Raw genomic sequence first — 10,551 nt, 5'->3', positions numbered from 1 at the left:
GATCTCATATCAGGGACTTGTTCGCACCTTCCCTAGTTTGCCTTGATAACAAACAGGAATATTTGGAATATTATATAGTGCCCGCAAAACTGTTCCATGAACAAGCAGTCCTAGATGAGTTAATTGAAAGGCTCAACTCAAATGAAATTAAAATGAGCATCGAAACAACAGTTGAGCAATGTGCGAAAGAAGCTACAATGAAAAAATTAATGGATGCTGATTACCAAAATTACATCACCGAAACCTGTCAGCCCAGAGCCAATTCCCAAATTACAGCCCCATTAGAGAAAGATATTGCAGCAAAAAAAGCCATTATTTCTGAGTTGGAAATGAAAATATCGAAATCAATATAGATTTGTTTTTTTAAAACGATATTTAAAACATTAGGGCATCTTCATGGTGCCCTGTTTTGTTTCTATGTCTGAACACAAGGAGTTTACTCCATGCCTCGATTCACCCCAGGCGATCATTTGGTGACCGCTCGCTTCGGTTATACCCACCACGGCTTATATGTCGGGGACGGTCTCGTTATCCACTATCAGGGGGCCGACCTCGGTCTACCAGGTGAAATTGTGATGACCTCACTGGATGGGTTTTCCGATAATAAACCGGTCTGGTACAAACCTTACCCTGTCAGGCTCCATGACCGAACGGAGAGCATCGAGCGTGCCCGCACCCGGCTGGGCGAGCATCAGTACGATGTATTGTTCAGTAACTGTGAGGTAACCGTTCACCGGCAGGGGCTTGACGTGCACAACTCGGAGGGAATGGGGTAATGAGTTTTCTCGATGCAAGCTCGGACGATGGCGCGCAGCCACTCCTGGGGACAACGTCCCAGGCGTTTAGTTGTCTCGACCAATGTCAGGATGCGTTGACGAAATAGCTCCCACGATGTGAACACACGCCGTAGCTCCCTTTTCTCCATAGCACATAGCCGCGCAGCACTCTCTCTGCCTCATTGTTTGTCAGCGGGACTCCTCACGAAATAGCTCACTTGGAAAATCAAACCCCTGATGCATGAGATGCTCATCCCATTTTTCATGTCAACCCACTCTCGGTGAATGCTTACCGGTGGTAGACGTCGAGCACATTTTCCATGGCCGCCACGAACGCGGCATTGGTGTTCGGGGGGATTGCCCTAGTGGTGAGATCAATTGCGATATTCACACTCACTCAAGTCGCCCAGCACTGTTTTGGTGCTTTGGGGTGTAGGTACAAAGCTTGCCACTTTTTTCTGATTAGCATAAACATCAAATTGTGTAGCACTTTGAATGGCTTCACGGAATGAATACCAGGCATTGTCACCATTACGCCAGCCCAGAGAGTCGGGAATCCAGTAAGCGTTGCCGTTTATCAGCAGTTCAAGGGTGTTACTATCGCTGGGAGACAAATCCTGGCCGTTGGCCAACGTAAATTTAACGCCGGTTAACTCGCCGTTTTCGCTGTAGCCAATATCACAATTAATGGTAAAAACATCGCCCTGTTCGTTTTGTATACTGTTTTGTGATACACCTTGTCCGAACTCGGAGTTCCAGATGTTGGTAATGGCCTGAGCCGATACTGTGGCCAGCAAAGTGGTAGAAAAAATAAGGGTTTTGAAGTAGACGTTCATATTCTATTCCTTGTTATTGAATGGCATCGAGTATTCCACTTTTTGTGGTATAACCGCGAACCATTTAGGATGCTGTGATCCACCTTCATTTTTACAAGTACATTTTGACTTCCTCCATGACCTTGAAAGGGGTGTTTCCCAGACCATCCATCAAGTCACAATGTCCTGCTTGTTCATTCCCATCGTGTCCTTCATGCCCACAAGCATCCGCTTCGTGACACCGATTGAGCACCACTGTGGCATGGGTCAGCAGGCCGGTATGCGCTGTATCAGCAGGCCCGTGCCAGCCACCCAGGACGCTGGTCAGGAAAGACACGCAACTGGGAGCCCGTTGGAGCGGTCATGCTCAATCCGGATCGGGAACAATCGCAGCAGAAAGAAGCGGCATAAAAACACGGTCGACACGATAACTACCTTGAAAAACGCCGCAAGCCTGCTCGAGGGGCAAGGATGGCACTACCGACGTCGATTGCTGCGAGCATGCCACATGGGTGGGATCATGCAACAGGCAAATGAGGAGCAAGAGACGATCGTCTCTTTTTCCCGTCAAGCCACTCTCGATGAACGGTTACCTAAAGGCATGGCTCAATATCGCTCTATCGGAGCTATCTACAATGATGTCTAGTTGGGTAGGTGTGGGTTCAATTGTGGGTTTAAAACTAAAAAAGCACTTCCGTTTTAATGAAAGTGCTTTTATTTTCAATAGCTTAGTTGTTATTGCTTAGTTCATGCCGTAACGTTTGAGCTTTTTACGCAGGGTTCCGCGGTTGATCCCCATCATCACGGCAGCGCGAGTCTGGTTACCACGGGTGTACTGCATGATCACGTCCAGCATGGGAGCTTCGACTTCGGAGAGGACCATATCATACAGCTCAATCACTTCCTGACCGTTCAACTGGGCCAGGTAGTTACGCAGGGCCTGTTGCACAGAGTCACGCAGGGGGCGCTGGGTGGGCTCGGCGGCATGATTGTGAGTAGTTGTTACCAATGCATCAGAAGTCAGGGTTTGTTCGAACATATTCGGTCGGCTCTTTAGTTATGCGTTAACCTAATCCATCGAAATACACTTCAAGTGCTCTTAGCTGTGCATCTGCACAATCTAACGCATTGAAGTGCTTACGGAATTCTCGGCCCGTCACTTCTTCATCCAGATACCAGCCCACGTGTTTACGGGCAATGCGCGCTCCCAGAAAGGCACCGTAAAACTGATGCAGATTGGTTACATGCTCGTTCATCAGGGTGCGAACCTCATCCCTTCCGGGAGGTGGCAGCTTGGTTCCTGTCTCAAGAAAATGACGGATTTCCCGGAAAATCCACGGTCGTCCTTGCGCTGCACGGCCGATCATCACGGCATCGACGCCGGTATAGTCGAGGACATACCGGGCCTTCTCCGGGCTGTCTATGTCGCCATTGGCGACAACAGGAATCGATACGGCCTGCTTAATCGCCCTGATAGTGTCGTACTCTGCTTCGCCCTTGTAGAGGCAGGAGCGAGTGCGACCATGCACGGCAAGGGCCGCGATACCGCAATCTTCGGCGATTCGGGCGATCTCCTCGCCATTGCGGTTATCCGGATCCCATCCTGTGCGGATCTTCAATGTGACAGGCACTTCCACTGCATCGACCACGGCCCGGCAGATAGTTCTGACCAGATCGGGTTGGCGCAGCAGGGCGGAACCTGCCAACTTCTTATTCACTTTTTTTGCTGGACACCCCATGTTGATGTCGACGATCTGAGCGCCCTGCTCCACGTTGTAGCGGGCGGCAAACGCCATCATCTCCGGGTCGGCTCCAGCTATCTGGACCGATCGCAGTCCCGCTTCGGCAGAGTGATCCATCCGCATCCTGGTCTTCTGGGTATCCCAGACGTCCGGATTGGCCAGCAGCATCTCGGAAACAGCCATGCCGGCACCCAATCGCAAACAAAGCTCACGAAATGGTCGGTCTGTTACACCGGCCATGGGGGCCACAATCAAGGGAGTTTCAAGCGTGTGGGGACCTATCTGCATTCCACAGTTACCATCGGCTTAGGGCGGCGTATATTACGCATTTTTTAGTCAGGATAAAAGGTTAGTATTTGAGCGTCAGGCATTTTTTTATGAAAAAAACGGCCAGCGAGGCCTTGCAAATTCAGGAGTGCTTGAAAATCGGGCAAATTGTGATGGGGGCTGCCGTCAGCTGAAGTGAAGGGATACAATCGAATTACCCGTGACCAGATCCTCGGGCTTTGCGTTATGATAATTGCCCTGCGTTGAGTAAAAACTCCAAACATTTTCATTACAAACTGCACGACCAACAGATTGGGGAAGTATGAGAGCACGCTTTATCTGCCAGCTGGCGCCCTGCCTGTTATGGCTCATGCTGACGCCAGCCCAGGCGCAGCCCCTCAGCTTTAACCAGGCCTGGAGCAAGGTGCTGCAACAAGACGAGGGATTGGCAGCGGAACAAGCCGGGGTTGACCGCGCCAAGCAGCTGCGCGAGGCGGCCAAGGCCATGTATCTGCCCAAGGTGGATCTAGGGGCAAGCTACACCCATCTCGACAAGCCGGTCGAGCTGGACATGCTGGATCTCAATCCCATCGCCAATCATCCCGAATTCGGCCAGATCCTGGGGCCTGTCATGCAGGCATTGCAGCTCGGAGCCAGTGATTTTGTTACCCCTCTCACCAAGCAGAATGTGGTGACCAGTTCGGTCAAGATGCTGTGGCCGCTGTTCGTGGGGGGGCGTATCGATGCCGCTCAGGATATCCGTCAGGCGCAGGTAGTGGAGGCTCAGGAGCAACTGGTGCTCAAGCAGCAGGCCAGCTTCGAGAGCCTCTCCCAGACTTATTTCGGTGTGGTGTTGGCGGCGCAGGTGGTGCAGACCAAGCAGGAGATCGAGCAGGGGCTGGCCCATCACCTAGATCATGCCCGCAAGCTGGAAGCGCAGGGCCAGATAGCCAAAGTCGAGCGGCTCTCGGCTCAGTCGGCCTATGACAGGGCGCGCATCGATACCCAGAAGTATCGCCGCAGCCTGGAGATTGCCGAGCTGGCTCTGGCCCGGATGCTCAAACTCAAGGGGGCTGAGCCCGACAATCCTCTGTTTATCAATGCCAAGATGCCGGAGATGGATGCCTTCGTGCAGGAGACCCTGGCTGTGCACCCGGCCTCAAGCTGCTGGCAGCGAAGAAGCAGCAGGCTCAGGGGCTCATCAAGCTGGAGAAGGGCAAATATGCCCCCGAGCTGTTCCTGTTTGGTAATTACAACCTCTATGAGGATGACTCCATCACCTCCAGCTTGACCCCGGACTGGTTGGTCGGGGTCGGCGTCAGCATGCCGCTGGTGAGCCGGGATGGCCGTTCCGATACGGTGCAGGCGGCCAAGAGTGCCGAGTTGCAGGTCAATCTGCTCCAAGCCAAGACCCGAGAGGATCTGGAGCTGCTGGTCGAGAAGACCTGGCGTGAAGCGGCCCAGGGGATGGAGGAGTATCAGGCCCTCGACTCGACCCAGCAACTGGCACAGGAAAATGTCTCCCTGCGGGATAAGGCATTCGCGCAAGGACTCTCTACCTCGCTGGATGTGGTTGATGCCCGTAACCAGTTGGCCGGGGTCAAGACCCAGCGCGCCGCCGCCGCTTACCAGTATGTGGTATCGCTGGCGCGTCTGTTGGCGCTCTCCGGTCAGATGAACAGCTTCAATCAATATCAGTATGCCCAGGCTATCGAGGTGAGTTCATGAAGAGCCGCTCTTTCAAGCCTTGCGCCTATGCTCACCGTTTTACCGAGGCAATGCTGCTCGCCCAGACCAGGGTGACGCCAGAGCCCGCCTTATCCATTATCCGTTTCTGTGTCGGCCGTACTGGCCCCGATATCGAGGTATCAGCATGAGTCACTCCCCCATACGACAGAAGATGCGCAAAGGCAGGCCGTTGTTGTTTCTCCTGGCGTTGGCATTGCTGGTTATCTGGCTTGGTTGGCGTTTCTGGCTGGCATATCAACCTGAGCCGGTACGGTTGCAGGGGCAGATAGAAGCGCAGCAGTATGCGGTTTCTTCCAAGGTGGCCGGGCGAATCGACCAGGTACTGGTGAAGAAGGGAGACAAGCTGGACAAGGGACAGCTGGTGTTCACGCTGGCTAGCCCGGAGATAGAGGCCAAGCTGAGTCAGGCCAAGGCGGGAGAGGCGGCAGCCGGTGCCCTGGCACAAGAGGCCGAGAATGGTGCCAGGGCGCAGCAGATAGCAGCCGCCAAGGATCAGTGGCAGCAGGCCAAGGTGGCCGCCACGCTGAGGGGACCACTTATCAGCGGATCGCCAACCTGCACAGGGATGGTGTCATGCCCCTGCAGAAACGCGATGAAGCCTGGACAGCCTGGCAGGCGGCCAAGTACAGCGAAGGCATGGCTTGGCAGCAGTATCAGTTGGCCCTGGAAGGGGCGCGGGTCGAAACCAAGGTTGCGGCGCGGGAGAAGGTCAAGATGGCGGCGGGCTCCGTGGCCGAGGTCGAGGCCTATCTGGCCGATACCCGTATCACCAGCCCGCACGAGGGGGAAGTCGCCCAGGTGCTGCTGCGTAGCGGCGAGCTGGCTCCTCAGGGTTTTCCCGTGGTGACCCTGCTCGACATGCAGGATGCCTGGGCCCAGTTCCATGTCCGCGAAGATCTGCTGCCCCGATTCCAGGTCGGCAGCGAGTTCGATGCCAGCATTCCCGGTCTGGGTGATCAGTGGGTGCGCTTCAAGGTGACTCATGTTGCCGTGATGGGGGACTTTGCTACCTGGCGTGCGACTGATACCCGTCAGGGGTTTGACATGAAGAGCTTCCAGGTCGAAGCCCGGCCGCTGCAGCCCGTAGATGGGTTGAGAGTCGGCATGAGTGTCCTGGTTCAGCTCTGATGAGGGAGGAGCTGCGCCAACTCTGGCGGGACCCTTTCGGCCGTGCATTGGCCAGCTGGCTGCCTCTGTTGCTGATGGGGCTGCTGTGCTGGATCTTCTCCGCAGGCCTGGCGCGGGATCTCAATATAGGTCTGGTGGATCTGGACAAGAGTCAGCTCTCCCGCCAGCTTGCCTTCTCTCTGGATGGCTCCTCGGGTCTCAAGCTCGGGGCCGAGTTTGATTCTGTCAGCGAGGGCAGTCGTGCCCTGCGTGGGGGGGATATCTACGCCCTGGTGGTGATCCCTCACCATCTGGAGCGGGATGCTCGTGAGGGTCTTCAGCCCCAGGTCACAGTGTTCAACAATGGCCAGTTCATCCTGATAGCCAAGCTGGTCAATTCGGCGTTGGCGCAGGTGGTGGGGACCCTGAACGGTCAGGTCGGCGTATTGAATGCCCTAGCCGAGGGGCAGGTTCTGCCGGGAGCCATGGGCCAGGCGCTGCCCATCAACAATCAGATCACGGCGCTCTATAACCTCAACTCCAGCTATGCCCAGTTCCTGCTTAGCGCCCTGCTCCCGGCGGTCTGGCAGATCCTGGTGGTGCTCTATGGTTTGAATTCCCTGGCCCGTGCCGACAGGCTAGGCCAGAGATGGGGCATAGAAGGTGTCTGGAAGGGCCTGTGGCGCAAGCTGGGCCCGAATCTGTTCATCGGTTGGGCTTGGGGGCTAGGCTGGAGCCTGATGCTGTTCAAGGTGTTGGCCTATCCCATGCAGGGCAGTTGGCTTATCTTGAGCCTCGGTCTGGGCCTTACCACGGCCGCCTGCCTCACTATGGGCGCATTGCTCTATGCCCTGCTAAGGGATGCGGCGCGGGCACTCTCCATGGCGGGGGCCCTGACGGCCCCCGGCTTTGCCTTCATGGGCGTGACCTTTCCGACCAGCGCCATGGGCAGTTTTGCCGAAGGGTGGCGCAGCCTGCTGCCTGTTTCGCACTATATAGAGTTGCAGATAGGTCAGGCCAACTATGGTCAGCCCCTGGCTCACGCGCTCTCTCAACTGGCGCCGTTGCTACTCTTCCTGCCACTGCTTGGTGTGGTGGCGCGTCGCTATCGCTCTGAATCCCTTGCCCCGAGTCCGACCGGGAAGGGGGCTGGCTCATGCTAGGTTTCTGGGATCTCGTGCGTCTCGAACTGCGCACCCTGGTATCGGATCGGGCCATCATGCTGACCCTGTTTGGCGGTGTGCTCTTTTACTCCTTCCTCTATCCCCAACCCTATTTGCAACAACTGCCACGGGAAGAGCCGGTGGTGGTGATCAACGAGGATGGCAGCCAGCTCTCGCGTCAGTTGGAGTTTATGGCCGATGCGACGGCTCAGGTTCGTCTGGTCGCTCGGGTGAGCAGCCTGGATGAGGCGCGTCAGTGGCTCATCGACGGCCGGGCCAGCGGCATACTGCTGATCCCCCGCCATTTCTATCGGGATCTGCTGCTGGGCAAGAGTGTGACCTTAAGCTATAGCGGTGACGCCTCCTACTTCCTGGTGTACGGCACCATAGCCGAAGGGCTGGCACAGGCGAGCGGCACGCTCGCAGCGCAGGTAAAGGTCGCCCGGCTACTGAGCCACGGGGAAGCCTTGCCCCAGGCGGCCACGGGCTGGAGTGCGGTGGGGCTCAATGTGCTACCAGTGTTCAACCCCACCATGGGGTACGTGAACTATGTGGTGCCCGCCGTGTTTGTGCTTATCCTGCATCAGGTGTTGCTGATGGGGGCTGGCATACTGGGAGCGACCCAGAATCAGCAGAACGAACGGGGGATATCGGGTTATTGGCAAAAGGCCCCGGTGCTGCCCCTGTTACTGGCGCGGACCCTGGTGCTGGGGGGGCTCTTCCTGATACCGGTCAGCTATTTCTTCGGGTTTTGTCTGGATCACTACCAGATCACCCGCAACGCTTCACCGACGACACTCTGGCTGTTTGTGCTGCCTTTCGTGCTTGCGACCACCATGTTGGGAGTACTGTTGGGAGCCTTGCTGCGCAGGCGGGATCTGCCAAGCCAGATAGTGTTGCTCTCATCCCTGCCGTTGGTGTTTCTGGCGGGGTTCATCTGGCCGGTAGAGTTGATCCCGGCGCCCTTGAACTGGCTGGCCCAATGGCTGCCGAGCACCCCGGCCATCGCCGGTTTCCTGCGTCTTAACCAGATGGGGGCCGACTTTGCCCAGGTGGCACCGCTTTGGTGGCAGTTATGGGGGCTGGCGGTGCTGTATGGCGCACTTGCCTATTACTGGTTGGCTCGGCGTCAGCATCAAAGCGCCTAGTTGACAAGGGAGAGCACTGAGGCCGACCCTTGTTGATTACTGGATAAACTTAACCCGGCAAGAGGCCGGGATCACTGATGGCGTAGATCTGGCCGGCGGCCGTGCTGTCGGCGAGCAGGCTCAGCCCTTGAATGGCGACATCACAGCGTCGTACCAGGCCGTGGGTCTCCTGACGTTGACTCAATCGTGCCTGACCGGTCGGGTTGCCATCCTGTAAGCCAGCAGGGCGCAATATGGTCCAGGTCAGGGTGCTGGTCTGCAACCAGCTTTCGGCCAGACTCTTGAGACGGACCTCATGGCCGAAGGCTGCCCTGGCTCGCTCGGGGAGATGCTGCCAGCTGTCGCCACAACCAAGGGAGGTGACCAGCAGCAGGCGCTTGAGCCCGCACTCTTCCATTCCATCGATCACCTGGCGATTGCCCTCGTAGTCAACGGGATTCGGGCTGCGAAAGCTGCCGAGGGTTGAGACTACCCAGCTATCTTTTCCTGCCAATGCACAAACCCGGTTTACCGCCGCTCGATCGAGGGCGTCCCCCGATACCACATCGGCACCGAGTGCGCGCAACTCATCGGCAGCTTGGGATGAACGCACCATGGCCAGGACCCTATGTCCCTGAATCATGGCCAGCTTGGTGAAGGCAAGACCCAGCCCTCGGCTGGCTCCAAAGATAATAATGGTGGGCATGGTTCTGCTCCCTTTGGCAAAAAGGTTAGCCTAAGGGTTCATCTTCGATACGTAAATGAGAGTTGTTATTATCTGAGTGGTTGGCTGCGCGGGCCGCTGGGGCCCGCGGGGTGTTTAGCCGTTGTAGTGGCCGATACTGGGGCGACGACTCGGGCCACTGAGCTGGATATCCACCGGGTTGAACGCCTTGATCGCCTCGAAGCTGAAGTCGCCAATGGCCTGGTGCAAGCTCTGGGGGCTGTGGTTGGTGATGATGATGACGCTCTTGGAGAGGTTGCGGCGCCGGCGCAGCAGATGGCCGAGGAAGCTGGACTGGCTCTCTGCCATCTTGGCCCTGTTGGCGGCCACTTCGTCAAGGATCAGCAGGTCGACCTCTTCCAGGGCGCGCCGGTACTGGTTGCGCTCCTCCTGATCCTGAATGACGTTGAAGAAGAGCCGGTCCACCACCGAGGCCCACTGCTGGAAGATCACCGATTTCTGGTGCTGCTCGATCAGTTCGTGTGCCACGGCCCCGGCCAGGGTTGACTTGCCGGTACCATAGTCACCATAGATCAGCATGCAACCGCCACCGCTCTTCTCCCAATGCTCGAATCCGCTGATGAAGTAGCGTGCCGTCTCCATCGGGTACTGCAAGCTGGGATCGCTTGCATCCATGCGCTCAAAGACCCATTCCGGATTTAGGTCGGCCTGGGCAATCAGTTTCTGAATACGCTCCTGACGTGCACTCTTCTGCAGCTGGCGTACCTCGGCGTTGGCTTTGAGGTCATACTCTTTGCGCAAGGTTTCGTAATCGTACTGGCCACCTCCTGTCTCGGCCTGCAGACGGCGAATGCGCTCGAGCAAACCGCCGACATGACGGCTCAATTCTGGGTCATGGACTCGGTTGTCCTGTTTGGCTTTGGCGATACGTTGTCGCTTGGCTTCGATCTCGGCCAGCTCCTGGCGCAGGGGATCCTGTTCATTTGCCATCTTGATATGCTCCTGGTGCCGGGGTGGCGATCATAGTTCGGGTTGGGGCTGGCTCAATCATGCTCGCTCTCTTGCTGCTCGGCCAGCCGTTTGGCTTGCTCTATCATCTCCTGGGCGCGCTTGCTCGGAC

The 10,551-nt window shown here is 56.6% G+C and carries 10 protein-coding genes and 4 pseudogenes; 8 read left to right on the top strand and 6 right to left on the bottom strand.

Going from position 1 to position 10,551, the window contains the following annotated elements:
* Both G113_RS15730 and G113_RS15725 read left to right on the top strand, forming a co-directional pair.
* A partial coding sequence (locus tag G113_RS15730) for a hypothetical protein (protein ID WP_005906662.1) occupies nucleotides 1–353 on the top strand: 353 nt, incomplete at its 5' end.
* Nucleotides 354–443: 90 nt separating this feature from the next.
* Nucleotides 444–776 carry a lecithin retinol acyltransferase family protein gene (locus G113_RS15725; RefSeq protein ID WP_005906660.1) on the top strand — a complete coding sequence of 111 codons (333 nt, stop codon included), beginning with the start codon at nucleotides 444–446 and terminating at the stop codon, nucleotides 774–776.
* Here the strand turns inward: G113_RS15725 and G113_RS20695 are convergent.
* A pseudogene (locus G113_RS20695) lies at nucleotides 731–975 on the bottom strand (IS66 family transposase); the annotation flags it as partial. The gene G113_RS15725 and the pseudogene G113_RS20695 sit on opposite strands and share 46 nt — an antisense overlap.
* A 175-nt stretch (nucleotides 976–1,150) precedes the next feature.
* Nucleotides 1,151–1,612, bottom strand: coding sequence for a hypothetical protein (locus tag G113_RS15720; RefSeq protein WP_005906658.1), 462 nt, complete (start codon nucleotides 1,610–1,612; stop codon nucleotides 1,151–1,153).
* A gap of 205 nt (nucleotides 1,613–1,817) precedes the next feature.
* Between G113_RS15720 and G113_RS21875 the strand changes: the two are divergent.
* Nucleotides 1,818–2,002 (top strand): annotated as a pseudogene (locus G113_RS21875) (IS3 family transposase); the annotation flags it as partial.
* 331 nt (nucleotides 2,003–2,333) lie between these two features.
* Here G113_RS21875 and fis read toward each other — a convergent pair.
* Both fis and dusB read right to left on the bottom strand, forming a co-directional pair.
* A complete protein-coding gene (gene fis / locus G113_RS15710) occupies nucleotides 2,334–2,630 on the bottom strand; it encodes a DNA-binding transcriptional regulator Fis (RefSeq protein WP_005906654.1) in 297 nt (98 codons plus the stop codon).
* A 25-nt stretch (nucleotides 2,631–2,655) separates the two neighbouring features.
* Nucleotides 2,656–3,621: a tRNA dihydrouridine synthase DusB gene (gene dusB, locus G113_RS15705; RefSeq protein WP_005906651.1), complete on the bottom strand. Its 966-nt coding sequence runs from the start codon at nucleotides 3,619–3,621 to the stop codon at nucleotides 2,656–2,658.
* Nucleotides 3,622–3,970: 349 nt separating this feature from the next.
* Here dusB and G113_RS15700 point away from each other — a divergent pair.
* The 5 genes and pseudogenes from G113_RS15700 to G113_RS15685 all read left to right on the top strand — a co-directional run bounded on the left by G113_RS15700 (nucleotide 3,971) and on the right by G113_RS15685 (nucleotide 8,767).
* Nucleotides 3,971–5,328: pseudogene (locus G113_RS15700) on the top strand (TolC family protein).
* Nucleotides 5,325–5,477 (top strand): hypothetical protein, encoded by a 153-nt coding sequence (locus tag G113_RS21375; protein WP_161618919.1) that lies wholly within the window; start codon nucleotides 5,325–5,327, stop codon nucleotides 5,475–5,477. Before G113_RS15700 ends, G113_RS21375 begins: the two are co-directional and overlap by 4 nt.
* A pseudogene (locus G113_RS15695) lies at nucleotides 5,474–6,477 on the top strand (HlyD family secretion protein). Before G113_RS21375 ends, G113_RS15695 begins: the two are co-directional and overlap by 4 nt.
* Nucleotides 6,477–7,619: an ABC transporter permease gene (locus G113_RS15690; protein ID WP_005906648.1), complete on the top strand. Its 1,143-nt coding sequence runs from the start codon at nucleotides 6,477–6,479 to the stop codon at nucleotides 7,617–7,619. The pseudogene G113_RS15695 and the gene G113_RS15690 overlap by 1 nt, the downstream one beginning before the upstream one ends.
* Complete coding sequence (locus G113_RS15685; RefSeq protein ID WP_005906646.1) at nucleotides 7,613–8,767, top strand: ABC transporter permease; 1,155 nt, start codon at nucleotides 7,613–7,615, stop codon at nucleotides 8,765–8,767. The genes G113_RS15690 and G113_RS15685 overlap by 7 nt, the downstream gene beginning before the upstream one ends.
* Before the next feature lie 49 nt (nucleotides 8,768–8,816).
* Here G113_RS15685 and G113_RS15680 read toward each other — a convergent pair whose 3' ends face one another.
* Entirely contained in the window at nucleotides 8,817–9,452 is a 636-nt protein-coding gene (locus G113_RS15680; RefSeq protein ID WP_005906644.1) for an NAD(P)H-binding protein, read from the bottom strand.
* Between the two features lie 114 nt (nucleotides 9,453–9,566).
* Complete coding sequence (locus G113_RS15675; RefSeq protein ID WP_005906642.1) at nucleotides 9,567–10,421, bottom strand: DnaA ATPase domain-containing protein; 855 nt, start codon at nucleotides 10,419–10,421, stop codon at nucleotides 9,567–9,569.
* Nucleotides 10,422–10,551 lie beyond the last annotated feature (130 nt).

It is taken from the genome of Aeromonas molluscorum 848 (assembly GCF_000388115.1).
GTDB classification, from domain to species: Bacteria; Pseudomonadota; Gammaproteobacteria; order Enterobacterales; family Aeromonadaceae; genus Aeromonas; species Aeromonas molluscorum.
Note: the sequence above shows the minus strand (reverse complement) of the source record. Positions and strands in the feature narration are given on the sequence as shown.

What these genes read in the sequence shown, in the direction of transcription:
- G113_RS15720 (WP_005906658.1), bottom strand. Translation starts at nt 1,612, where the DNA reads ATGAACGTCTACTTCAAAACCCTTATTTTTTCTACCACTTTGCTGGCC.
- G113_RS15690 (WP_005906648.1), top strand. Translation starts at nt 6,477, where the DNA reads ATGAGGGAGGAGCTGCGCCAACTCTGGCGGGACCCTTTCGGCCGTGCA.
- G113_RS15680 (WP_005906644.1), bottom strand. Translation starts at nt 9,452, where the DNA reads ATGCCCACCATTATTATCTTTGGAGCCAGCCGAGGGCTGGGTCTTGCC.
- fis (WP_005906654.1), bottom strand. Translation starts at nt 2,630, where the DNA reads ATGTTCGAACAAACCCTGACTTCTGATGCATTGGTAACAACTACTCAC.
- G113_RS15675 (WP_005906642.1), bottom strand. Translation starts at nt 10,421, where the DNA reads ATGGCAAATGAACAGGATCCCCTGCGCCAGGAGCTGGCCGAGATCGAA.
- G113_RS15725 (WP_005906660.1), top strand. Translation starts at nt 444, where the DNA reads ATGCCTCGATTCACCCCAGGCGATCATTTGGTGACCGCTCGCTTCGGT.
- G113_RS21375 (WP_161618919.1), top strand. Translation starts at nt 5,325, where the DNA reads ATGAAGAGCCGCTCTTTCAAGCCTTGCGCCTATGCTCACCGTTTTACC.
- dusB (WP_005906651.1), bottom strand. Translation starts at nt 3,621, where the DNA reads ATGCAGATAGGTCCCCACACGCTTGAAACTCCCTTGATTGTGGCCCCC.
- G113_RS15685 (WP_005906646.1), top strand. Translation starts at nt 7,613, where the DNA reads ATGCTAGGTTTCTGGGATCTCGTGCGTCTCGAACTGCGCACCCTGGTA.